22 protein-coding genes, 1 pseudogene and 1 riboswitch are annotated in these 23,508 nt (G+C 41.8%); of the genes and pseudogenes, 1 reads left to right on the top strand and 22 read right to left on the bottom strand.

The features are described 5' to 3' along the window. Positions 1–104: 104 nt before the first annotated feature. The 21 genes and pseudogenes from DW152_RS13485 to DW152_RS08225 all read right to left on the bottom strand — a co-directional run bounded on the left by DW152_RS13485 (position 105) and on the right by DW152_RS08225 (position 20,810). Positions 105–299 carry a hypothetical protein gene (locus DW152_RS13485; protein WP_021860915.1) on the bottom strand — a complete coding sequence of 65 codons (195 nt, stop codon included), beginning with the start codon at positions 297–299 and terminating at the stop codon, positions 105–107. Positions 300–439: 140 nt separating this feature from the next. Then, positions 440–745, bottom strand: coding sequence for a hypothetical protein (locus tag DW152_RS13480; protein WP_243059874.1), 306 nt, complete (start codon positions 743–745; stop codon positions 440–442). Between the two features lie 341 nt (positions 746–1,086). After that, a complete protein-coding gene (glyA, locus tag DW152_RS08315; protein ID WP_118288389.1) occupies positions 1,087–2,334 on the bottom strand; it encodes a serine hydroxymethyltransferase in 1,248 nt (415 codons plus the stop codon). A gap of 80 nt (positions 2,335–2,414) precedes the next feature. Then, a riboswitch (glycine riboswitch) is annotated at positions 2,415–2,525 on the bottom strand. A gap of 234 nt (positions 2,526–2,759) precedes the next feature. Further along, positions 2,760–3,260, bottom strand: coding sequence for an NUDIX hydrolase (locus DW152_RS08310; RefSeq protein ID WP_118288388.1), 501 nt, complete (start codon positions 3,258–3,260; stop codon positions 2,760–2,762). A gap of 73 nt (positions 3,261–3,333) precedes the next feature. Next, positions 3,334–4,188: a 2-amino-4-hydroxy-6-hydroxymethyldihydropteridine diphosphokinase gene (gene folK, locus DW152_RS08305; protein WP_118288387.1), complete on the bottom strand. Its 855-nt coding sequence runs from the start codon at positions 4,186–4,188 to the stop codon at positions 3,334–3,336. 103 nt (positions 4,189–4,291) lie between these two features. After that, positions 4,292–5,107: a dihydropteroate synthase gene (folP, locus tag DW152_RS08300; RefSeq protein ID WP_118288386.1), complete on the bottom strand. Its 816-nt coding sequence runs from the start codon at positions 5,105–5,107 to the stop codon at positions 4,292–4,294. Further along, positions 5,104–5,595: an HD domain-containing protein gene (locus tag DW152_RS08295; RefSeq protein WP_118288437.1), complete on the bottom strand. Its 492-nt coding sequence runs from the start codon at positions 5,593–5,595 to the stop codon at positions 5,104–5,106. Before DW152_RS08295 ends, folP begins: the two co-directional genes overlap by 4 nt. Before the next feature lie 50 nt (positions 5,596–5,645). Beyond that, the gene (folE, locus tag DW152_RS08290) at positions 5,646–6,203 is read right to left on the bottom strand and encodes a GTP cyclohydrolase I FolE (protein ID WP_021860923.1); all 558 of its coding nucleotides are present in this window, start codon (positions 6,201–6,203) and stop codon (positions 5,646–5,648) included. A 73-nt stretch (positions 6,204–6,276) separates the two neighbouring features. Further along, entirely contained in the window at positions 6,277–7,605 is a 1,329-nt protein-coding gene (locus DW152_RS08285; protein ID WP_243059872.1) for a bifunctional folylpolyglutamate synthase/dihydrofolate synthase, read from the bottom strand. A gap of 169 nt (positions 7,606–7,774) precedes the next feature. Beyond that, positions 7,775–8,092 (bottom strand): hypothetical protein, encoded by a 318-nt coding sequence (locus tag DW152_RS13340; protein WP_199663831.1) that lies wholly within the window; start codon positions 8,090–8,092, stop codon positions 7,775–7,777. Between the two features lie 207 nt (positions 8,093–8,299). Beyond that, the gene (locus tag DW152_RS08275; protein WP_243059870.1) at positions 8,300–10,165 is read right to left on the bottom strand and encodes an acyltransferase family protein; all 1,866 of its coding nucleotides are present in this window, start codon (positions 10,163–10,165) and stop codon (positions 8,300–8,302) included. Between the two features lie 117 nt (positions 10,166–10,282). Continuing rightward, positions 10,283–12,004, bottom strand: a complete 1,722-nt coding sequence (locus tag DW152_RS08270) for an ATP-dependent helicase (protein ID WP_243059867.1) — start codon at positions 12,002–12,004, stop codon at positions 10,283–10,285. Continuing rightward, positions 11,973–14,690 (bottom strand): DEAD/DEAH box helicase, encoded by a 2,718-nt coding sequence (locus DW152_RS08265; protein WP_118288384.1) that lies wholly within the window; start codon positions 14,688–14,690, stop codon positions 11,973–11,975. Before DW152_RS08265 ends, DW152_RS08270 begins: the two co-directional genes overlap by 32 nt. Before the next feature lie 115 nt (positions 14,691–14,805). Continuing rightward, positions 14,806–14,889 (bottom strand): annotated as a pseudogene (locus DW152_RS13755) (YccF domain-containing protein); the annotation flags it as partial. A gap of 147 nt (positions 14,890–15,036) precedes the next feature. Then, positions 15,037–15,963: a DMT family transporter gene (locus tag DW152_RS08255; protein ID WP_118288383.1), complete on the bottom strand. Its 927-nt coding sequence runs from the start codon at positions 15,961–15,963 to the stop codon at positions 15,037–15,039. 180 nt (positions 15,964–16,143) lie between these two features. Continuing rightward, positions 16,144–16,866, bottom strand: a complete 723-nt coding sequence (locus DW152_RS08250; protein WP_147323698.1) for an amino acid ABC transporter ATP-binding protein — start codon at positions 16,864–16,866, stop codon at positions 16,144–16,146. Between the two features lie 10 nt (positions 16,867–16,876). Beyond that, positions 16,877–17,566 (bottom strand): amino acid ABC transporter permease, encoded by a 690-nt coding sequence (locus tag DW152_RS08245; protein ID WP_021860943.1) that lies wholly within the window; start codon positions 17,564–17,566, stop codon positions 16,877–16,879. Positions 17,567–17,574: 8 nt separating this feature from the next. Further along, positions 17,575–18,378, bottom strand: coding sequence for a transporter substrate-binding domain-containing protein (locus DW152_RS08240; protein WP_118288382.1), 804 nt, complete (start codon positions 18,376–18,378; stop codon positions 17,575–17,577). A 122-nt stretch (positions 18,379–18,500) separates the two neighbouring features. Continuing rightward, on the bottom strand, positions 18,501–19,328 hold the full coding sequence (locus DW152_RS08235) for an undecaprenyl-diphosphate phosphatase (RefSeq protein ID WP_118288381.1): 828 nt from the start codon (positions 19,326–19,328) through the stop codon (positions 18,501–18,503). 83 nt (positions 19,329–19,411) lie between these two features. Beyond that, entirely contained in the window at positions 19,412–20,239 is an 828-nt protein-coding gene (locus DW152_RS08230) for an HAD family hydrolase (RefSeq protein ID WP_021860946.1), read from the bottom strand. Then, a complete protein-coding gene (locus tag DW152_RS08225; RefSeq protein WP_021860947.1) occupies positions 20,229–20,810 on the bottom strand; it encodes a DUF1444 family protein in 582 nt (193 codons plus the stop codon). The genes DW152_RS08230 and DW152_RS08225 overlap by 11 nt, the downstream gene beginning before the upstream one ends. 229 nt (positions 20,811–21,039) lie before the next feature. Here DW152_RS08225 and DW152_RS08220 point away from each other — a divergent pair, with 229 nt between their 5' ends. Then, positions 21,040–22,104 carry a coiled-coil domain-containing protein gene (locus DW152_RS08220; protein ID WP_243059865.1) on the top strand — a complete coding sequence of 355 codons (1,065 nt, stop codon included), beginning with the start codon at positions 21,040–21,042 and terminating at the stop codon, positions 22,102–22,104. A gap of 317 nt (positions 22,105–22,421) precedes the next feature. On the opposite strand, the gene DW152_RS08215 is transcribed toward DW152_RS08220, so the two are convergent. After that, complete coding sequence (locus DW152_RS08215) at positions 22,422–23,438, bottom strand: DUF3878 family protein (RefSeq protein ID WP_117537870.1); 1,017 nt, start codon at positions 23,436–23,438, stop codon at positions 22,422–22,424. Positions 23,439–23,508: the final 70 nt, after the last annotated feature.

Here is a 23,508-nt window from a genome sequence, read left to right as displayed (position 1 = left end):
CTGGATTCTTATTTTAGACACAGTATCTCCATTTTCTATATCTTATTAATTATAGAGAACATTTTCCGGACCGTCTAATTGATTTTTTTTATTATAGGCATTATCTATATGTTGTATTCTTCACATAACTGTTCACAATACTCTTCATCTTCCGTTACTCGCTTTGCGTCATCATACTGTTTCTTTTCTAATAGTAATTTTATCAATTCTACTTGTCTTCGTCCTTCCTCTCTTCCCTCTTCTCTTCCCTCTTCTCTTCCTTTCTCCCTAATCAGTCTTTCGCGTTCCTCTGCTTTCATAAAACTCGCCTCCATCTCATCGCTGGCTTTTATTTGTTGAATTTTATGATGCAAGTCCTTCAGCCGATGGTCACTGTTTTCACGCAATCCTGTATCATTGCTTTCTGTAATATAATGCAAAAAATCCACTAGCTCCGGCTCTACTTCTTCGGCATTTGTTCCGTTCGTGTTAAGGAATATTTTTCTCCAACAAAGTCCATACGGATTCCTCGTTTTCCCGGCAGATTATGTATTACTTTCTGTCCTTCTTTCCAGCGCAGGCTTTTTAATCTTTTTCCTGTTGCAAACTCAATAATTGTCTTACATGTTTCCAAATCTTCTGTTGCAACATCAAACAGGAAATCGTCCATCAAGTTAAGATCTTTCAATGTACGACCTTTCTTCCCACCCTGATTCTTCTGAAGCATTGCATCATTTTCCATATTTATTTTTTCGTTTTTAATCATATGTTTCCTCCTTAAGTATAACGGATTAGTGAAAAATCGTCTACATCTACACAGTCCGCCCTTTTCTATTAATATGCTAGAAAGTAAATTTAGTTTGGATTCTCCTGTTCGACTCGAACCTTTTGAATATGTTTTGATATTCTTTTGATAATGGTTTTTGATTTTTTTGAAATTAAGTACTCTTAGATTTTTATGAATCAACATATGTTGTAGATGTATTTTATCACAGCGGTGCGAAAAAAGCTACAGAAAAATCCGGTGCTTCTCCATAACGCACCGGACTTTTCTGTTTATAATTGAGTAAGGGATCTATTCCATTCATTTATGTAGTTTTTCAGCTCTTATTTATACAGCGGATATTTTTCACAGATTTTGTTAACTTCTGCACGGATCTCATCTGCTTTTGTATCGAAATCTGTAACTGTCATCTTGATCAGTTTTGCAATTGTCTTCATATCTTCTTCTTTCAGTCCACGAGTTGTAACTGCAGGTGTTCCGATACGAACTCCGCTTGTTACAAACGGGCTTGCAGGATCATTCGGTACTGCATTTTTATTAACAGTAATATATACTTCATCCAGACGATTCTGTAATTCTTTTCCTGTAATGTTCATATTCTGAAGATCAACTAAGATCAGATGGTTATCTGTTCCACCACTTACAAGGTTAAATCCTTCTGCTACCATAGCATCTGCAAGTGCTTTTGCATTCTTAACAACCTGCTGCTGATACTCTTTGAATTCTGGTTTCAGAGCCTCTCCGAAGCATACAGCTTTTGCAGCGATGATGTGCTCAAGCGGTCCTCCCTGTGTTCCTGGGAAAATGGCTTTGTTAATTGCTTTTGCATGCTCTTCTTTGCAAAGGATCAGTCCACCTCTTGGTCCACGCAGTGTCTTATGTGTTGTTGTTGTTACAACATCTGCATACGGAACCGGGCTCTGGTGAAGTCCTGCTGCTACCAGTCCTGCAATGTGAGCCATATCAACCATCAGATATGCGCCAACTTCTTTTGCGATATCAGCGAAAACATCAAATTTGATCTCTCTTGGATAAGCAGATGCTCCTGCTACGATTAATTTGGGTTTGCATTCATGTGCAATCTTACGAATCTCGTCATAATCCAAAAATCCTTCATCATTTACATTGTAAGGTACAAAATTATATAAGAGTCCTGATAAGTTTACCGGTGAACCATGTGTCAGATGTCCGCCATGTGCCAGGTTCAGTCCCATAACTGTATCACCCGGTTTGATGAGTGCCTGATAAACTGCTGTATTAGCATTTGCTCCGCAATGTGGCTGTACATTTGCGTGCTCTGCGCCAAATAACTTCTTCGCACGTTCGATTGCAATGTTCTCCAGAATATCTACGTCTTCGCATCCACCATAGTAACGTTTTCCCGGATATCCTTCTGCATATTTGTTTGTTGGAACGGTTCCCATTGTGAGCATAACCGCAGGGCTTACGATATTCTCTGAAGCAATCAGTTCGAGATTTCTTCTCTGTCTTCCAAGTTCCAGCTCCAGTGCTTTTCCAACTTCGTCATCATACTCTTTGATATAATTTGTTACATCTTCAATTCTGTTCATCTTATTGTCCTCCTTCGATACGCCTGTTTCCCCCAATAAAAAACAGGCAAAAAACCTTTGCTTCATTTACTAAAGATCTTTTGTCTGCCTCTGTCCTTTTACCTGAAAGATTGCTGATCGTTTTTCCCCCATATAACTACCAGTTTACTTCTTCGGTACAATTAAAAATATTGTTCTCCAGAGTGTCGTCCGAATCCATTCCTTTTACCTGAGAGTTTCTGCCTACCCCTTCGGCTCCGTTTCGGATAAAGCCTAGCCCCTGTTCTTTATCCATACGGTATCTCACGAATTCATCTGCCGACTTATCAACTGCCCTTAGTATACACAATGCTTTTGTTTTCGTCAATAATTACAAAATAAGTTATTTTTTTATCATTTTTTTGTGTATTTATTATATCTATAGAGTTATCAATTTTATAGATAATCTATCTGAAAACTTCTTTGATACTGTCATAATGCAGGAAAATGCCTTCTCCGGCAAGATTTTCAATTTCTTTCTTTGTCGCGAAACGGTATCCCGCTGTTTCTTCTTCCTGTAAATGTATATCACTCTCGTCAATATCCAGAACAAAGCGATAAACATCTACAAAGTAATTATCTCCTTCTCCCGGGTTTTCTCTGTGATATGTGAAACAATATCCACCTTCCGCATTCCTTACATCCAGCCCTGTCTCTTCCTTCACTTCGCGTATAACAGCTTCTTCTGAAGTTTCTCCTGCCTGTGCTGCGCCTCCGGATACTTCCCACCATCCCGGTGCCCACGCTTTTGTCATTACACGTTTTGTGATAAGATACGTGTGATCTGATCTTGCAACTACTCCAAGTACTGTCAGATGATATTCATCATCCTTCAAGCACCAGTCATTTCTCTTCATCGTGCGACCGGTTGGATTTTTATCTTTGTCATAAATATCCCAAAGTTCCATTCTTCTGCCTCCTTTTTCTGTCTTGATATTTCTGTCTGCAGTTTATCTACCTCATTGCCCCTTGTTTATTATACTATAACTGTGCCTGAATTTTCTCTAACATTTCCCGCACTGTTTTTCCATATACCGGATGGCGTTTGTACGGTGCAATTTCGGCCAATGGTTCCAGTACAAAGCTTCTTTTGTGCATTTCAACATGTGGAATACAGAGATCATCTTCTTCCAGTACGATGTCATCATACAGCAGAATATCCAGATCCAGTGTTCTCGGTCCCCAGTGTATAATCCGCTCCCTGCCCGCTTCTTTCTCGATCCGGTTTAATTCTTTTAACAATTCTTCCGGATATAATAGCGTCCGCAGTTTCAGACATGCATTTAAAAAATCCGGCTGATCTGTCACTCCGTAAGGCTCTGTTACAAGATAAGAAGAAACTTTTTCAACTGTACAAGTAGGAATCTGTCCTATTTTTTCGACTGCTTCATTCAGATAAGTTTCACTGTCACCAATATTAGAGCCAAGTGCGATATATGTTGTATGCCATTTGCGCGAAATTTTCACACTGACTGTTTTCAACGGAAGTCCTACCGGTGCCCATGGCTTCTTGATCTCCAGATCGATCTTGCAAAGTCCCGATATGCTCTTAAGCATCTCTTCCGCAAGGGTTTCTGCCACCCGTTCTAGCAGATGGTAGGTATGTTCTTTCATATATTTTGTGATAAATGCACTGACTTCACCGTAATGGATAGATGCCGTCAGATCATCTGTCTTCCCGGCTTTTCTTGTATCTGTATAAAGCACTGCTGACACAAGAAATTTCTGTCCCAGTTTGTTTTCCTCCGGAAATACACCGTGATTGGCAAATACTTCCAGATCTGTAATTTTTATCTGGTCATAATCCTGACTTGTTTTTTTATTTATATATTTCATAATTATTATTCCTCACACCTGTCACTCTTTCTGCCAGTCTGCTTTCCTGTTTGCAAAACTTCATGAGTATTATTGTCCTAATCAGCTACCTGTTTCCCATATTTTACACTTCATGCTCACGCATAATTGCCTGCGTCATGCGGATTGCGCGAAGATTTTTCTGTACATCATGCACACGCACAAACGCACAACCCTTCTGTACACCATATACAGTTGTAACAAGCGTTCCTTCTTCTCTTTCTTCTACCGGAAGATCAAGAGTAAGTCCGATCACAGATTTGCGCGACGTACCGAGAAGTACCGGATAGCCGAGCTTATTCAGGCATTCCATTTTATCAATGATTTCCAGATTCATCTCATAAGTTTTTCCAAATCCTACACCCGGATCAAGAATAATCTTATCCTCTGAAATACCTGCTTTTTTTGCAAGTGTCACACACTCCTCCATATCTGTCATGAAATCCGTCAGAAAATCTGTATATTCTGCTTTTTCCCGGTTATGCATCAGGCAGCATGCCACATCATACTTTGCAATCACTCCTGCCATCTTCGGGTCGTATTTTAATCCCCAGATGTCATTCACCAGATCAGCACCCGCCTGAAGTGCCACTTCGGCAACTCTGCTCTTGTAAGTGTCGATGGAAACAGGAACAGCAAACTCCTGTTTCAGTCTTTCGATAACCGGTGTTACTCTTGCAATCTCTTCATCCTCCGTAATCTGTACATGCCCCGGTCTTGTCGATTCGCCCCCTACATCAATGATCGCAGCACCTTCGTCTATCATCTGTTTTGCATGTGCAAGTGCTCTATCCATACCGTTATATTTTCCTCCATCCGAAAATGAATCCGGCGTTACATTTAAAATTCCCATTACATACGTTTCATTTTTAATATCAAACTCTTTTTTCCCGATGATCATATCTGTATCTCCCTGTTTTTCTTTTCTTCACTCCAGTTACATTCTTTTTTCGCTGGGCAGGCAAAGCAATTTCTGGAACATTTATCACTTTCGTATAAAAGTCTTTCCAATTTTGTCATATCTTTTCGTTCCCTGCGATGCCCACGGATGGCTGTCAAAATTTCTTTTTTTTCTTCTTCCGTATAGGCGACTGCCTCTGGCAGTGAATCCAGAATTTTCTCTGCAATCTGCGCTCCGGCAATCTCGTGCGGAATTTTTTCTTTGTATTGCAATACTTTTCCGATATCATGTAAAATCGCTGTCGTATACAGCAATTCCTTCGAATATCCAAGATTGTTTTCTAAGTTCCGAATATATGCAATTCTTGCTACATCTAACAAATGTTCCATCTGATGACAGCAGAAGAGCCTGTCTCTTTCTTCTTCTCTCAGTTCTTCGTAATACTGCTGATATAACGGATGTCTGAGTACTGTATTTAGTCGTTCCATCTTCTGTTCTTTCTCTGCATGTTCCATTGACTTCATCTTCACCATTTCATCTATTTCCCAAGCATCCGGAAGAACCGCTCTTCCAGAGTCGGATCGGTTTCAAATACGCCTCTTCTTGCAATTGTCACGGTCTGACTTCCCGGCTTTTTAATGCCGCGCATTGTCATACACATATGCTCTGCTTCTACCATAACCATTGCGCCTTTCGGACACATATACTGCATCAGCGCATCGGCAATCTGTCCGGTCAGTTGTTCCTGTAACTGCAGCCTTCTTGCAAACACTTCTACTGTTCGTGCCAGTTTGCTAAGTCCTACAACTTTTCCGTCCGGAATATAAGCGATATGTGCTTTCCCATAAAATGGAAGCAGATGATGTTCACAGGTTGAATAAAATGTGATGTCTTTTTCGATAACCATCTCGCTGCTGTCTACGGTAAATGTTTTTGCCAGATGGACTCCTGCATCTTCGTCCATTCCGCCATAAATTTCCTCGTACATTCTGGCAATTCTGTCCGGTGTATCTTTAAGACCTTCCCTTGTTACATCCTCTCCCATACCTTCCAGTAATAAACGGACTGCCTGTTCTATTTTCTCATGATCGATCATGTTTCTCTCCCTCTATAGTTCTACTATCTGTTTTATTCTATCAAAAATGTTATTTTCTGCAAATATATCACTTTCATGCTTTATCCCATGTTTCCACAATCTGAATCACATCTCCCAGATAAGATAGAGAACCGCAGGCAATCACAACGGATTTCTGCTTCTCTTCTGTCTCTTTTTTTGCATTTCTATATGCAGTCTTCAATGCCTCTTCCAAATCACTATGTGCGTCTGCTTTTTCAAATGCAATTACGTTCTCACAATATTTCGCTGCGTCTTCCGCAAGCACTCCTGCCAATAATGTGCGTTCTTCATTCGGAAGATGAATCGCATATACACACTCTGCGTCCGGACACAACATTGCTGTGATCTTTTTATATTCTTTATCTTTAAAAACGCCCATGATCAGGTGGATCCTGTAATTCGGAAAATATCGTCTTATTGATATAGCGAGCTTTTTTGCTGCATCTTCATTGTGTGCGCCATCAACAATCAAAGGTGGATTCTCCCGCAGACTGGTAAATCTTCCCGGCCACTTTGTCTCTGCCACACCAATTTGCACAGCTTCTTCCGGTATTTTGTATCCTTCTTTTCGAAGCGCACAAACTATCTCCAGCGCTGTTGCCAGATTTTCTTTTTGATATTCACCTGTAAGTCCACTATGAAGATTTCCAAAATCCGGTGTTTCTACATCCATTCCTTTGTATGTTTCTTTTTGTATTATCAAAAGTTCCGGTTTTGCCTCCGTAAACGGACACCCTGTTCTTTCTGCCTTTTCTTCCAGTATCTTTTTCACTTGCGGCTTCTGTTTTGCAGACACAACTTTACATCCCGATTTAATAATCTCACATTTATCTGCTGCAATTTCTTCGATTGTATTTCCCAAAATCCCAATATGATCCATACTGATTGTTGCAAATGCCGCCAACACAGTTGTCTTTACAATATTCGTTGCATCCAGTCTTCCGCCGAGTCCGGATTCCAGCACAACCAGATCACAGCTTTTTTTCTTAAAATATAAAAAAGCCATTGCCGTCTCAACTTCAAACAGCGTCGGTATCGGTGCACCTGCTGTTTCTAATCCGGCAATCGCTTCTTTTATCTCTTCCGTCAACTCTGTAAGTTCGTTTTCGGAGATCCATTCTCCATCCACCTGAATCTTCTCACGATAGGAGAGCACTGTCGGTGAAACATATCGTCCTGTCCTGTATCCTGCTTTACTTAATATTGTTGAAGTATACGCAAGCACAGATCCTTTTCCGTTTGTTCCGGCAATATGAATGAACTTTAAATCCTCCTGTGGATTCCCCAGTTCCTCAAGCAGTCCCCGAATCGTATCCAAGCCAAGTACACTTCCGTATCTGGACATCGCATCCAGATATACCCTTGCTTCTTTATAAGTCACGTTTCTATTTCCTTTCTGAAATTGTTCTAACCTCTTCATAATAGCACTAACCTTTCATTCTCTCAAGAAAAATCATTGCCCTATAGTATCTTTTTTATTAATAAGCACTTTCTCTTTTATCTATAATTCATATATTTTATCCCGTTCCTGTCAGGAATAATCTTAAAAGTTAAGAGGTACAGCAACCATTTTTCATTGTTGCTGTACCTCTTAATATCTCTATGTTATATGTCTGCCTTAGCCCCAATTCATTCCTTTTCCTGCTTCCAAGTATATCCTTTTCTGAAATGATACCGTCCTTTATCGGAATCAATAAATCTCCGGTCTCAGAAAGCGCCGCCTCTTTGGAATCGCAGATGATTTTAGATGCTCTTGGAAGGATATCGTTGATGAGCGACAGGAGATGTTCTGCGCTCCGATACTGTGAAACCCTTTTTAACACGATCCCTGAACGAATACTTCGGCAGCAACTTAAAGATTTCTCCATTTGTCCGCACACCACTTTCATCCGGGAAACAGATCTCCCAGTGCGTGTAGGCATTTTCCGCACTGGATGCGTTCATAATCTTTAAGATCTCCTGCTGGTTCTTCTGATGCTCCGGGAGCAGATCTCTTAAAAATGCTATGGCAGTCTGAATATTTATCTATAGTTAGAGTCAGTATACCCTGTCAGACGCCGGTTCGCAAGAAGGCTTTATACTTTATCATTCACCTTTTCTTCCGTGCGCATTGCCTTTAAAACAGCATCTTTGATGCACTGCGCATAAGCTTCTGCCCCTTTCGGAAGCAAATGTGTATCGTCCTGGTCAAAATATTCCGGATGATCTGCACTTGCCGTATACCAGTCGATCAGATAGGTATGCTCGTGTTCTTTGACAAACTTGCGGATTTCTTCATTATTAGAACTCTCAAAATCTTCCTTCGGAGCATGGACAGTGGTCAGGAACAGTGGTTTGTCTCCGACTTTCTGTCTTATTCGTCCAAGTGTATCGTACATTGGACCATTTGTTCCAAGTGCAAAGATCACGCCATCGCCGTCCCATTTCTTCTGTGTCTGGTATTCGTCAAATACTTTCACTCCTGTCAGGGTAGAACGTCCGATCTTCGTATCGCTGATACTGTTTGGAAGTACTTTGTAAAAATAATCTGTTACATCTACAGTAATGGAATCACCGATCAGCAGCATCTGTACATTTTTCAGCAGTTCTTCATCCGTCATTGTACTCTTGCTGGTCTTTGCTGTCTTTTTTGCTTTCGCTTTCTGTTCTTTTAATTTCTGATTCGTCAGCTTTGTTACTTCGGTTGCTTTCTTTTCACGCTTTGCTACCGTATCCAGTGTTGTCTTCTTCGGAACAAATGCAATACATAAGCTTAATGCAAGTCCTGTGGCTAATACAGCTGCCATCGCCTTAAGACTTCTCCGTGCCACCTGGATCTGTCTGTGACGTTCTCTTCTGTTATGCGGTTTGCTGTTGATGATTCCGATATATTCTCCGATGATCCCATGACGGACCGGTGTCTCAATAAAACGATAGGAAAGTTCTGCAAACCCCACACTTAAGACTACTTCTAAAATCACAATCCACCATGCCGCTCTCTTTCCGCCGCTCATCAGCACAATAATCGGATAGTGCCACAGATAAATACTGTAAGAGCGGTCTCCGATCCATTTCAGTATGCTGGAGCCTAATATTATATTTAAAAGGCTTCTGCTTACTGTCACTGCATATACGACAAATGCCGCCAGGACAGATACGATTGCCTGACCTCCATAATATAAGAAACTGCTGTAGGAGCTGATGAGCATCATCATTCCGATCAGGATCAATACAGAAATACTTCCGATCACTGCCCATAGTTTTCCCCGCAGCTTTACCTTTATAATATGATATTCCTTCTGGATCGCAGCCAACGCTCCGATCAGAAGAGAAAATGCTCTTGTATCTGTTCCATAATATACGCGGCTCGGATCTCCGTCCGGGCTGTAGAGTACGCCCATCAATACTACTGAGATCATCGCAAGCACTGCTGTGACTGCCGCAAATACTTTTCCTCTGTTTCTTGCCTTCGATAACAGAATCAAAAGGATTGGATAAATCAAATAAAACTGTGTCTCAATCGCCAATGACCAGCAGTGGGTAAATGGAGAAGGCGCTCCTGCATTTTCAAAATAAGATACTTTTCTGAAAATCTGCCACCAGTTGTTATACCCAAACACTGCGGATAACAAATCATTACAACCTTTCGTAAATACAACTCGGTTCACGACTGCGCTGACGAAGATCATCACAACTGCCATGGAGAGTACTGCCGGCAGCAGTCTTCGGATTCGCCGCAGCCAGAAGTTTTTCAGATCTATGCCGCCGCTTTCTTCTATCTCATTTATTAGAATTCCTGTGATCAAGTAGCCGGATATTACAAAAAATACGGTTACTCCCAATAACCCGCTCTTCGCAAATGGCATCTTCAGATGATATGCCAGAACCATGATTACAGCAAGTGCCCTTAATCCGTCAATTTCTTTGATATACTTTCTCTTTTTCTGTATTTTCTTTTCCATTTTCTTTTCCTCATTCGTATGCTGTCTTTCGTATGTTGTCGTTTTATCTATTGATTATAACATATGCTCCTTCCTCTGCGCTTTCTTAAATAGTTAATATTTCTTTAAGTTTTCTTATTATAATACTTCTATTTCTCCGAATGCTTTCAGAAACTGTTTCTTGCCATATCCCGGAAATTCCATTTCTATCGTCATATCATCTTCTGATGTGATGATGCCTTCACCGTACTTTGAATGTCTGCCTCTCCGTACAACCCGCTCTTCTGTATTTTTCTGTCTTTCTTCTTGTTTTACAGACTCTGTATTTTTCTGTCTTTCTTCTTGTTTTACAGGCTCTGTTTCTGCCATATTTTTCTCCGCAGATTTTCTCCTTATCGTTTCTACTGCCTGCCGTCTTAAACTCTGTAAATTTGCTTTTCGCTCTTCGCTTCCCGGTTTTTCTTCCCAGTCAAGCAGATGCTCCGGCAAACGCTTCAGATATCTGCTCGGTGCTTCAAACACACCGGGAATTGTCGGATTCGTGTAATAAGATAATTCCAGATTCTTTCTCGCACGGGTAAGCCCTACGAAAAACAGACGCATCTCCTCTTCTTCCTGCTCCATACCGGTGCACCGAAGGGGAATCAGTCCCTGATTCAATCCGACAATAAATACATAATCGAATTCCAGACCTTTTGATGCATGCAACGTCATAAAGTGAATTACTTCTCCTTCTTTTCCGACATTGGAAAATGTAACTGGCAATTCCGCTCTTTCAAATACCTTTTCCAGAATCTCCGCCTGCTTCTGCACACGGTAAAAGACTGCGATCTGGCTGTATGGCAGACCATCTTCGTGAAGTTTCCGGATTCGTTCTGTCAGATATTCTGCCTCTATAAACGGATCATAATGATTCTTTATCAGAATCTTATCACCTTTCACACCGCTGCCCTCAATCTTTCCTCCGAATTGCAGAAAACGGTTCGCAGCTTCCAGGATCACATCACTTGAACGATAATTGACCGGCAGGGAAAGTTCTTTTGCTTCAAACCGGTGCTTGATCATGAAGAACATATTCGGTGCGGTTCCTCTCCAGCTGTAGATCACCTGATTCGGATCTCCTACTGCGAAAAACCGGGTCTGTGCATCTTTCAGTGCTTCGATAAAATCCAGTTGCTTCTGGTCGCTATCCTGCACTTCATCTACAATAATCCACTGAAGTCCCAACTCTTTTCTGTGTTCCTCTGCACATTTCGTTCCCTCACGGATAAGATCTGCGAAAGACATCTTGTTCTCCTGACGTTTCTTTCGATCAAGAAGCGGAAATACCCGGAACAGATCATCCTTATATTTTCCCTTTGGTTTTCCCTGCAGATATGCTTCATAGTCATTCTCCAGCCTCGCCTGCAGACGGTTCTTATACTTGATCTTATATCCGTTCGTATCTGCAAGATCAAGCAGCATCTGCAGCTCTTCTTCCGGTTCTATCACTTCAAATTCACGATTCCAGTCGGTTGTCTCATTCTGATTCACTACTCTATCTGTACCTTCGACTGTACATTTTTCAGGAAGATACTTACAGAGAAGCTGTCTTGCTACACTGTGGAATGTGCCGAATCCCCACATAGATTTTTCAATACCCAGCCGATCCGCGATCTCGTCCGCTGCCTTATTCGTAAATGTAAGCACCATCATTTTCTCATAAGGAACAAGTCTCTCCTCATGCAGATAGCGTACTTTTTCCGTCAATACTGTCGTCTTGCCACTCCCGACATTCGCATTCACAAGACATGCCGGGCTTTCATCTAATACGGCTTCTTTCTGGTAACTATTCAGTCTTTTTCTTTCCAAGCTGTTCATCATATTTCCTTTGCAGGCGGGCTTTCTTTCGTTCCTGCTCTTTCTCTTCCTTCTCTCCCTGTCTGTTTTCAAGAATAACTTCTATCTTCATATCACCCGGACAGATTGCATAGTATCTGAGAATATTCTCCAGGCTCTTCCGATTCTCTGCTTCCTGTATCCATCCGGCATAAAATGCATTCTCCACAGTAAGAATCAGTTTGTGCTCTTCTACACACACTGCTTTTACTGTTTTAAGGAAACGACCGCCGCTTTCCCCGTTTTTCAGAACTGCCGCACAGAAACTCTGCCATTTCTCCGGCAATTCAAAAAAGGAAAATTCTTTCGTTATTGCAGGATATGTCTCTTTTATGTTCTTACGCACATACTCCGGTGCTTCTGTCTCTTCCAGAAGATTCTCAAGTCCCCAAAGTATCATTCCTTTATCCAGCGTGTAATCGCCCACGCATGCTGGGCAGCCGTCTTCACATGGACAACCTTTCACCATCCTGATCGCATTGTACAGGATCTCCGGCACCAGTCCATAGATCTTCTCCGAATACCCAAGACCGCCTTCGTATTTATCATAAATAAAAAGAGAGACTTTTTCATGATAATAATCATCCGGGATCGTCGCATTGTTCGACACCGCAACATCTATATCATCACGCTCTGTCATCGTAATCATCATAGATGCGTTCTTTATCGCATATTTCATTCCTTCAAAATGGTCATTAAGTATATACTGCCCCTGACGGTTCGGAACCAGCAGACTCCGGTAAGCACGCACTACATTCTCCGGCAGTGTGATCCATGCACTTTCTGTGTCGTAGTCTTTCTTTAAAGGCTGAGTCAGTGTTACATAGCCAAGATTCTGGTGATTGTGAAACTGTAATTTCTGGAACATGGAAATCACTTCATTGACATTCACATCCCCAAAATGAAGTTCTGTCCTCTTATATTCCTCTTCTTCAAAGCATCGTAAAATGCGCGTCTCTTTTGTTCCTGACGGGACTGTGTAATAATTCCCATCAAAATCAACTGCCTCTGCGGTTCTTCCGACCAGATCCATCTTCACAACTTCATACAGTGTTCCCTCATGCATATAAACTGCACCTGGGTGGATCTCATGATACGCCTGCAATTCATCCATCTCCGTGATCTCATGTCCGTCTTTCTTCGCAAGAAGTTTGAACCTCGTCTTGTCCATATTGCGGAGGCTGTAGTCACCTGCCGGATATGCCGGTCCTGCCCATATGAACCGTCCTCCAAGGCTCTTCACTTCTCCTGCACTTAAAAGAACCGGAATCATCTCTCCCAGATCCGGGAACAGTGCAATATCATCCAGCGACAATGGTAGTTCTGCTGCCGCCGCACGCAGATGCGCCAGCTCAATGAGAAGATTGTCCGGATCAACGATTGCATTCTCACTCTCATTTGAGAAAAGCCATTCCGGATCAATCGCAATATACTGGTCAAAGGGGCGGTTCTCCAAAAGAAGGTAGTTGACGCAGGAGACACCACTTCTTCCGGCACGTCCGCTCTGCTGCCAGAACGAAGCTCTTGTTCCCGGATAGCCAACGATCACGGTCGTATCCAGCTTACCGATGTCAATTCCAAGTTCCAGCGCATTGGTGGATACCAGCCCCGCCAGTTCTCCATGTGTCATCTTTCGTTCAATCTCTCTTCTCTCAAGTGGCGTATAACCACTCCGGTATCCGGCAATCAACTCCTCCGGCTGTTTTCCAGCTCTTCCGAATGCGCCAAGAAATCCTGCAGCACTCATCTTATCTCTGGCTTCTTTTAAAATGACTTCCACATTCCTTCTGGAACGTCCGAATGCAATGAAGTGTCTGTCTTCTGCCACAAGATTCGGGATTAATTTTGCCGCTACTGCCGATGCCGCGATTCGTCCATATACTTTATCATTCTTTCCTTTGATCTCCGGCGGCTGGACAATCTGATAGATTTTATCCGGTGCCGGAGCACCGTTCCGGTCGATCAGCGAAAACGGTACACCACAGATCTTCTCTGCAAGCTCTATCGGATTAGCAATCGTCGCAGAGCTGCAGAGAAACCGCGGTTCTGAGCGGTAATATGTGCAGATCCGGTGAAGTCTCCGGAAAATATTCGACAAATGCGCTCCAAACGCTCCGCGGTAAGAATGTAATTCATCAATGACAATATATTTAAGATTTGCGAAAATCGTATCAAACCCGTAATTGCTGTGATTTGGCAAAAAAGCTCCATTTAACATCTCCGGGTTCGTCAGGATAATATTTGCGCTCTGTCTGATTCTCGTACGCTCTGCCGGTTTCGTATCTCCATCGTATACCCCGGCAGATATCTTCCCGTCGCCGAAAAACTCAATCGCCGGCTGCAGGGCACGATACTGGTCGCTTGCCAGTGCCTTCGTCGGGTAAACAAAAATCGCTCTCGCCAGCGGATTCTCAAGAATCTCCTGCAAAACCGGAAGCAGAAATGCCAGCGTCTTACCACTCGCCGTTGAAGTTGTGATCACGACATTCTTTCCCGCTTCCGCAGTTTTGAACATCTCCACCTGATGCGAATAAAGCTGCTGATATCCGTTCTCTTTAAGATAATCTCTCAGCTCATCCTTAAGCGATTCTGGATATGCTTCACAAACCGCCTCTTTTGCCGGTATCTTTCTTGTATGAATAATATAATCTCTGAATTCTTCTGTCATGTATTTCCAGCCCTCTGTCCTCGAACATATATTCGCATTTAAGTATAGCACAGAACTGTTGTTCTCGCCACATTATTTTCTTCCATTAATGCGCAGAGTAAATGCCGCACACCTAAAAGCACTGTAATCCCATCGGAATTCCCACAATCGTAATGCACCAGATGCAGCTGATGGCAAGCCATAAAAGCCCCATTAAAATGCCACCTAATAATAATCATAAAATATTTCCTAATTTCTTCAATTCGTTCGAGAAAATCTCTGTGTCTTCCGTCTCTTCTTATGAAATGATCCATTCACCTGATTCATTTCCCATGCGTGTTCCTTTCTTTGTGGTTTTAATATCCTACTATTTCTTATGATTGACAATATATATTCCGGTGCAGACCAAAAGTAAAGCCACCAGACTTCCAATATTAAATGCCTGACGTACCTCTCCTAATATCAGCGCAGATAATATCACACTGCATAATGGATTCACAAACCCGAAAATCGCAACTTTTGAGACATCATTCCATGCAAGAAGCACCGACCAGAGCGTATATGCAACCGCCGAAACCATTGCAAGATAGAAAATAATTACTACACCGCCAATCGTGACATTTCCAAGGTGTCCGCCCATTCCGGTGCCGATCAATGTCAGCACGATTCCGCCCATTGTAAACTGTGTTCCGCTTAATATTACCGGAGAAACTTTTCTTGAAAATATATTGATCAATACGGTAGAAATTCCATAGGAAAGCTGTGCGATCAGAATAAACCCTTCACCAGTCAGCTTAAATCCCATGTCCAGAGAATTTCCCATGATGTTGATCACAACAACTCCTGCAAATCCCAGTATGCAGCCTGCTGATTTTCGTACTGTCATACGTTCATTTCTAAATACCAGACAGGATAGCAAAATTGCAATAAAATTGCCAAGTCCGGTAATAATACCACCTTTCACACCTGATGTATTTGCAACACCTATGTAGAAGAAAAAATACTGTCCGACTGTCTGCGCCAGGCAAACCGGTATCGCGTATTTCAGGACTTCTTTATCAGGAAACATCACCTTTTTCTCTCTTATTGATGTAAATGTCAGAACCAGCAGTCCCGCCAGCGTAAACCGTATTCCGGCAAAGACAATCTGGCTTGCCGTATCTGCTGAATCCATCTGCATAAGGTGATATCCTGTTTTTATCATTGGTATTGCACTGCCCCATAAAATGCAGCAAACGCAGGCAAGAAGCGCCACGATGCCGGTTCTGGTTAATGTACTTTGTTTTTGCGTCATTAGTTTATACTCTCTTTCCTGTTGTATGATATAAATTGTTATTTTCTGTTATTCACTATTATAAACTTCTATCGCTTCCAAAGAAAACATTTTGTAAAAACATTTCCTAACAAAAAACTGATACCCCATAAATATGAAGTATCAGTTTTCTTATTCATAAGAGTTCTGAATAGTTATTATTTATAATATCTTACTCAAAAATTCTTTCAGTCTCTCATCTTTTGGATTACTGAAAAATTCCTCCGGTTCTGCCTGTTCTTTGATCTTGCCTTCATCGATGAACACAACTCGTGTTCCGACTTCTCTGGCAAATCCCATCTCATGTGTGACAACGACCATTGTCATTCCTTCTCTCGCGAGCTGCTTCATGAGATCCAGAACTTCTCCAACCATCTCCGGATCAAGTGCGGAAGTCGGTTCATCGAAAAGCATCACTTCCGGATCCATCGCCAGTGATCTTACAATGGCAATTCGCTGTTTCTGTCCACCGGATAACTGCTCCGGGTAAGCATTTGCTTTGTCAGCAAGTCCTACTCGTTCCAGTAACTCATCCGCTCTTTTATCAGCTTCTTCTTTTGTCATTTTTTTCAGTGTGACCGGAGCCAGCGTAATATTTTCACGGATCGTCTTGTGTGGAAACAGATTAAAATGCTGGAATACCATTCCCATCTTCTGTCTGTGCAGGTCGATATTGGTCTTCGGATCTGTAATCTCATCTCCGTCAAAAATGATCGAACCGCTTGTTGGCTGCTCCAGAAGATTTAAAGAACGGAGAAATGTAGATTTACCGGAACCGGATGGTCCGATAACTACAACCACTTCACCTTTTTTAATATCTGTTGAGATACCGTTGAGTACATTATTTTTTCCAAATGATTTATGCAGGTCTTTGACCTGGATCATTGTATCCTTATTATCGCTCACTGTTTCTCAACCTCCTTTCCAGCTTATTCATAAAGAATGTCAGCAGCATAACAAGTGCCAGATAAATGACTGCTGCCGCCAGAAGAGGCATAAATGCATCGAATGTACGGCTCTGAATGATCATTGCCGCCTTTGTCAAATCCTGCTCCCCGATATAACCGATGATCGCTGTCTCTTTGATCAGCACGATCATCTCATTTACCAGCGCCGGAAGCACATTTTTAAATGCCTGCGGAACAATGATCAGACGCATTGTCTGTGCATAATTAAGTCCCAGGCTTCGTCCTGCTTCTGTCTGTCCGATTGGAATAGACATAATACCGGAACGCACAATCTCTGCAACATATGCACCGGAATTAATACCAAAGGCAATACCACCGATGATAATGGAATCCAGTGAAGAAGAGCCGAACACAACCAGATACATGATCAAGATCTGGATCATCGTCGGTGTTCCACGAATCACTGTCAGGTACACTTTACAGATTGCATTTAATATCTTTAATTTGTTTGTCTTATCATGGTAAGAACGAATGATCGCTACAATAAAACCAATGATAACACCTAAAAGCAAAGCCTCTAAGGTGACAATAATTGTCACCTTGAGACCGCTCACAAGACCGAGCCAACGGTCATCCTTTATAAAGTTCGCATAAAACTTTGCTGAAAAATCTGCCATGATTACTCCTATTTCTTAACGATCACTACCTGTGAAGCGTTAGCATATGTATCTGTGAAATCGGCATTTTCTTTTCTCTCATCTGTTACTGTCATACCTGCTGCACCGAAATCAGCTTTTCCTGCTGCAACTGCCGGGAGAATAGAATCAAATTCCATATCTTCTACTTTTAATTTGTATCCTATCTTATCGCAGATTGCCTGTGACATATCAACATCGATACCTACAATAGCATCTCCTTCGTGATATTCATATGGTTCAAACTCAGCATTTGTTGCCATTACAAGTGTTCCTTTGGAAGTATCTGTTCCTTCCGGAGTTTTGTACTGATATTTACCTGCATCATCACCAATGTAGTTACCGATGATCTTATCAACTGTTCCGTCTTTTTTCAGTTCTTCTAATGCTATATTCATTTCTTTTAACAGTTTGGAATTACCTTTTTTCACGCAGATTGCATACTGCTCATCATCAAAGATACCGTCAATGATCTTCAGATTGTCATTCTTCTCAACAAACTTCTTAGCCGGCTGAGCATCGATAACAACACAGTCTAATTTTCCGGATTCCAGAGCCTGTACTGCTGCTGCACCCTTTGGATAACGTTTCATCTGTGTATCTTTCTTTACGATCTTAGAACTTTCCAGATCTCCGGTTGTTCCCTGCTGAACACCAATTGTAAGATCTTTCAGATCTTCTGCTTTTGTTACTTCTACTTTTTTGTCTTCGCTTTTCTTGTCACTTCCGCATGCTGCAAGTGAAAATACACAGGCAGCTACTAAAACAACACTTACTAACTTCTTGAACTTCATATTTCTTCCTCCTAAAATGATCTTTCTCATTCATACAACTTGTATCGTATTAAACAAGATTCTGTATAATCATACAGCTATAACCTTCATTTTACCATGTTTCAAATAAAAGGCAAGTATTTTTATGCAAGAAATGCTTTTACAACCGTCATAATTATGATGATTGCACCGAGAATGATACGGTAATATCCAAATACTTTGAAGTCATTTTTCTTAATATAATTCATTAAGAACTTGATCGCTACGATGGACAGTCCGAAGGATACGATACATCCGAGCATCAGATAGCCAAACTCAGCTCCTGTAAATGCAAATCCAAATTTGACAAGCTTCAGTAAACTTGCTCCGAACATAACCGGAATTGCAAGGAAAAATGTAAATTCTGCTGCCACTTCTCTGGACACACCGATTAGCAATGCTCCGACGATTGTTGCACCGGATCTGGATGTCCCCGGAATCAGTGCAAGCATCTGGAAGGCACCGATCCAGAGCAACATACGGATATCCAGTTCTGAAATCTTCGTAACCTCTGGTTTTCTGTTTTTATTACGATTTTCAACAACAATAAACAGAATACCATAGACGATCAGCATGATTGAAACCGGAAGTGGTTTATAAAATACAGAATCCAGCCAGTCATTTAACAAAATACCAACAACTGCTGCCGGTACACATGCAATGGCTACTTTGATCCACATCTGCCATGTCAGCAATTTCTGCTTATGAGTCTTCTTCGGTGAAAATGGGTTCAATTTGTGGAAATATAATACAACGACCGCCATAATCGCTCCAAGCTGGATCACGACATTAAACATTTCCATAAAATCATGACTTAAATTCGGTGACAATACATCACCTACCAGAATCAGATGTCCGGTACTGCTGACCGGAAGCCACTCGGTAATTCCTTCTACAATTCCGAGAATAATAACTTTTAATGCGTCTAACATAGTTTCTTCCCTTTCTACTATAATATATAGTAATGTCTGGTGGGAAAGCTCCAAACTTTGCCACCTGTTAATTTCTTCGTGTTTTACAATATGTATTTTTCAATAAATGTTGCGACACCGTCTTCGTCGTTCGTTCCGGTAATATAATCGGAAACTGCTTTTACCTGATCGGTCGCATTTGCCATTGCAACTCCAATCCCTGCTTTCTTAAGCAGCTGGATATCATTATTGCCATCGCCGAAACCGGCCACTTCCTCATGCGGGATTCCCAGATGATCTGCAAACCACAAAATTGCGTTGCCTTTATCTACGCCGGCAGCATTTACTTCTATATTATTGGAAAGTGCTCCGGTCACTTCTATACCTTCTACTGCTTCCAGACGCTTGCGTGCTTCTGTCCGCTCTTCATCTATCTTAAATACTCCCTGTACTTTGTCTGTGTCCTGCCCTTTTTCACGAATCAGTTGTAAAATATCCGGCACCGGTGTTCTAGTCGCACGTACATATACCGCCATCTGCGGAGAACGCATATATTCTCCGACTCTGGAAAATTCTTCTGCTTCTGCATATCCTTTTCCACCATAATAAACTTCGCGCAGTGCGTCATAGTCACTGAAAATCTCCATGATCTGCTCAGCTGTCTTCACAGGTACAAGCCGTTCATAGAGGCATCCACCTGTCTGTGTCTCCATGATCCTTGCGCCGTTCGCTGTAATCGCATACTGGACTCCCGGAAATTCTACGACTTCTTTTGGCAGTCCGCCAAGTGGTCTTCCTGTGACCGGCAGAATCCAGATTCCCTGTTCGACTGCTCTTGTCAGTACTTCTCTTGTATGCTCTGCGATATGCTTCTCGCTGTTCAGCAATGTCCCATCCAGATCAAATCCGATAATCCTGCACTTAATTTTCATAGGTTGTCAGTTCCTTTCTCTCTTTTGAAAAGAAATACGGCTGCAGACTGATCTTATCGCCTTCTGCTTCATAGGCTCCTTTTGCATGATCGCGAAGCTGCTCTACAACCTTCTGCTGGCTCGCCGGTGCAAAGATTACGGTATCTTTGTGCGGCACATAGATAACCAGATCGTCTTTTAATTTGTCAGCACACACCTGCCAGATATGGCGAAAGCACACAGAACTTGCCTCATGTACGCCATCCGCAATAATTCCAAATCCGCCGTACCATGTATTTCCAATGACAAATTCTACGTCACGCACCAGATTCTCGCATGCTGTGTGATACAGCTCCTCCACTGCGATCTCCGGTGGGAGCATAGCATCTTTTAATACTTCGTAGCTTTCTTCGCCTCTCTTAATTACAAAAATGATCTTCAGATCTCCGACAAACCCAATCACCGGTGTATCTTTCTCTGAGAAATTCTTACCATTAAGTGCCTGCTGATCTGTCAGCTCATTTTTCACCCATGGATAAATCTTATCTTTGATCTTATCATATTGATAGTGTTCTTCTTCATATTTGCGCATCTCATGAATCCCTTTCTTCTTTATACAAATATAGTTTATCTCTTAATTTGGAATATTTTCTTTAGATTAGTTAAATAATATATAAATTTCCATTATCTTTTATTTTACCAAAGTTTCTTATAGAAAGCAATTACATCCGCCTTTTCCTCTTCTCAATGCCTTGACGCTTCCTCTGTGTTACGGTATAATATACTGACACTTGCACAAGAACAGAAAGGATATGTATATAATGAATAATAGAAAGAAACGAGTTTTACTGGCAGCTACAGGGCTTCTGTGTGCCGTATCCATTGCTTCTGCCCAGACTTTCGTATATGCTGCCCCTTCTACAAAAGATCTTGAAAAAAAGACATCGGATCTCAAGGATGATCTGCATAGCATGAACAGTGATCTTGCTTCACTTAGCAAGAAGCTGGATAAAACATCTGGTAAGATTGAGAAGATGTCCGAACAGGTCGAGAAAGCCAAACTTGATCTGGCCGCTGCGAAGCTAAACGAAGAGGCACAGTTCAAGTCTATGAAAGAACGTATCAAATTTATGTATGAAGGTGGGAGTGTATCTCTGTTCGAGATTCTGCTGACTTCTGAGAATATGGCGGATTTTCTGAACAAGGCAGAGTACGTTTCTAACATCAGTGACTATGACCGCAACATGCTGGATAAGTTCCAGACTGCGCGCGAAGAAGTTGCAAAAAAGGAATCCGGATTGAAAAAACAGCAGGCTGATCTGGCTTCTATGCAGAGTTCTCTGAACGAACAGAAAAGTAACTTAAGTGATAAGATTTCCAATACTTCCAATAAACTGTCTGATTATAATGCACAGCTTAAGAAGGCAAAGGCTGCCGAAGAAGCGATGCGTACTGCCCGCAACAACGATGTATCCGGCAACACCGGTAAGCAGAGTTCCGGCAATGGCGGCGGTACTTCCAATTCCGGCAAGAAGTTCAATGCGAACACTTCCGATGTTGCGCTCCTCGCCGGTATTCTGGAATGTGAAGCCGGTGCTACTTATGAAGGCATGCTTGCAGTTGGAACAGTCATTATGAACCGTGTGGAGAGTTCCCGTTTTCCAAATACGATTTCCGGTGTTGTTTATCAATCCGGTCAGTTTGCACCGACATGGAATGGTGCATTGAACCGTGTACTTGGACGTGGACCTTCCTCTTCCGCTTATTCTGCTGCCAAAGCAGTGCTCGGCGGAGCCAGACATAACAAAGTCCGGAATTGTTATTTCTTCTGGGCTGCCTTTACCGGACATGCCGGGATTAATGTAGGTGGCAATGTATTCTGGTAGATTTAATACTATATATTCAATAATCTAATTATAAAAAAAGAAATGAGCAGGCATTCATTTTGCCTGCTCATTTCTTATATATTGCAAATTACAGATATCGAAATTACATTAATTTTCTAAAGAGGTCTTTCAACTCTTCTACATTTGTATCTTTCGGGTTACCCGGACAGCATGCATCTTCTCCGGTGTAGATTTTCTATATCCCAATACCCACTGCGTTGTCATATACACGGAGTCCTGGCAATACATTTCCAGCAGAAATTTAAGTTTTTCATTAAGTTTCTGACCGGTTCTGGATTCTATCTGTCACCTCACTATTACCTCTGCTCCACCTGATGAGCTACGGAATCATCTCCCGGTAGCGCAAATGTCTCTATATCCACCATCCGATTCAGTCTTCCTTCTCTCCATATCATCAGGTACACATGAAATTCAATACTGTCTCTTGCTGTAATAAAAGGCTCTTCCCGGAGAATCACCGTTTCTCTTCCTTCTCTTTTTAATTCCATTTTGCGCTTTCTTGCTGCATCCATGATGAGCTTATATTTTTCCATCGACGCTTCATCGTATTTACGTTTTGGATAAACAGCGCCTGCATGACGGAACTTCCGCATCAAGATATCAATTGTCTTGGCGTGGCTTTTGCGGTGCAGTTTCACAGCGATCCATTTTGCCATCACGCGTGCAAGAACCGGATTCGATACACATTCGGATGCATATTTCCGGTAAGTCTTAAGACTGTGCACGAGGCTCATATCCTCTGCCTCTGCCGCAATCTCTTCCAGAACTTTGATTCCTTCTTCGTCCGGAACCCACAAATGCTCTTTCGGAACAATATATTTCTTCGGCGCTGAAGGATAACAGCCATAACTAAGCGGTGGAAATCCGGCAAGTTTCACAAGCCACTGCTCCCTTTCTGTGCAGTAGGTATCACCCAGGTATTTCCATTTGTCCTGTAAAATAGCAATTTTATATTCCAACTGTCTGAGATATTCATAGCCTCTCACCCAGAAATGCCCGATTTCTCCGTAATCATACAGCATATATTCAAATTCCAGCCGCTGAAAAAATATCGTTACCATTGAATCGCCGCAAAGTACCGCCAGAATATAACGGTCCTTGTCCCGCTTCAAGGTTGCATCAACCGAACCTTCATAACCTTCTTCATAAAATCCGGTCATCTTTGCTTCTTTGAATACAAGAAAGCTCTCGACTGCATCATTCATCAGATAAACAAGTCGAATTTCTTTTTTCTCTTCATTCGGAGGCAACAGCTCAAACTGGTTCTGTGCCAGTAATTCCTCCAACATATCAAATGTATTTAATAACCCCATTTCGACATCCGCTTTCGTAATATTTTTTGATCTTAATATCATTCTAACAAATCATGCCGGAAAATCCAAT

It is taken from the genome of Dorea sp. AM13-35, assembly GCF_003473885.1.
Taxonomy (GTDB): Bacteria; Bacillota; Clostridia; order Lachnospirales; family Lachnospiraceae; genus Dorea_D; species Dorea_D hominis.
This window is presented reverse-complemented; position numbering and strand designations above follow the sequence as displayed.

Bases quoted from the DNA above. Each gene is read 5' to 3' on its own strand.
- DW152_RS13485 (WP_021860915.1), bottom strand. From the start codon at position 299: ATGAAAGCAGAGGAACGCGAAAGACTGATTAGGGAGAAAGGAAGAGAA.
- DW152_RS13480 (WP_243059874.1), bottom strand. From the start codon at position 745: ATGATTAAAAACGAAAAAATAAATATGGAAAATGATGCAATGCTTCAG.
- glyA (WP_118288389.1), bottom strand. From the start codon at position 2,334: ATGAACAGAATTGAAGATGTAACAAATTATATCAAAGAGTATGATGAC.
- DW152_RS08310 (WP_118288388.1), bottom strand. From the start codon at position 3,260: ATGGAACTTTGGGATATTTATGACAAAGATAAAAATCCAACCGGTCGC.
- folK (WP_118288387.1), bottom strand. From the start codon at position 4,188: ATGAAATATATAAATAAAAAAACAAGTCAGGATTATGACCAGATAAAA.
- folP (WP_118288386.1), bottom strand. From the start codon at position 5,107: ATGATCATCGGGAAAAAAGAGTTTGATATTAAAAATGAAACGTATGTA.
- DW152_RS08295 (WP_118288437.1), bottom strand. From the start codon at position 5,595: ATGGAACGACTAAATACAGTACTCAGACATCCGTTATATCAGCAGTAT.
- folE (WP_021860923.1), bottom strand. From the start codon at position 6,203: ATGATCGATCATGAGAAAATAGAACAGGCAGTCCGTTTATTACTGGAA.
- DW152_RS13340 (WP_199663831.1), bottom strand. From the start codon at position 8,092: ATGGAGAAATCTTTAAGTTGCTGCCGAAGTATTCGTTCAGGGATCGTG.
- DW152_RS08275 (WP_243059870.1), bottom strand. From the start codon at position 10,165: ATGGAAAAGAAAATACAGAAAAAGAGAAAGTATATCAAAGAAATTGAC.
- DW152_RS08270 (WP_243059867.1), bottom strand. From the start codon at position 12,004: ATGAACAGCTTGGAAAGAAAAAGACTGAATAGTTACCAGAAAGAAGCC.
- DW152_RS08265 (WP_118288384.1), bottom strand. From the start codon at position 14,690: ATGACAGAAGAATTCAGAGATTATATTATTCATACAAGAAAGATACCG.
- DW152_RS08255 (WP_118288383.1), bottom strand. From the start codon at position 15,963: ATGACGCAAAAACAAAGTACATTAACCAGAACCGGCATCGTGGCGCTT.
- DW152_RS08250 (WP_147323698.1), bottom strand. From the start codon at position 16,866: ATGATCCAGGTCAAAGACCTGCATAAATCATTTGGAAAAAATAATGTA.
- DW152_RS08245 (WP_021860943.1), bottom strand. From the start codon at position 17,566: ATGGCAGATTTTTCAGCAAAGTTTTATGCGAACTTTATAAAGGATGAC.
- DW152_RS08240 (WP_118288382.1), bottom strand. From the start codon at position 18,378: ATGAAGTTCAAGAAGTTAGTAAGTGTTGTTTTAGTAGCTGCCTGTGTA.
- DW152_RS08235 (WP_118288381.1), bottom strand. From the start codon at position 19,328: ATGTTAGACGCATTAAAAGTTATTATTCTCGGAATTGTAGAAGGAATT.
- DW152_RS08230 (WP_021860946.1), bottom strand. From the start codon at position 20,239: ATGAAAATTAAGTGCAGGATTATCGGATTTGATCTGGATGGGACATTG.
- DW152_RS08225 (WP_021860947.1), bottom strand. From the start codon at position 20,810: ATGCGCAAATATGAAGAAGAACACTATCAATATGATAAGATCAAAGAT.
- DW152_RS08220 (WP_243059865.1), top strand. From the start codon at position 21,040: ATGAATAATAGAAAGAAACGAGTTTTACTGGCAGCTACAGGGCTTCTG.
- DW152_RS08215 (WP_117537870.1), bottom strand. From the start codon at position 23,438: ATGGGGTTATTAAATACATTTGATATGTTGGAGGAATTACTGGCACAG.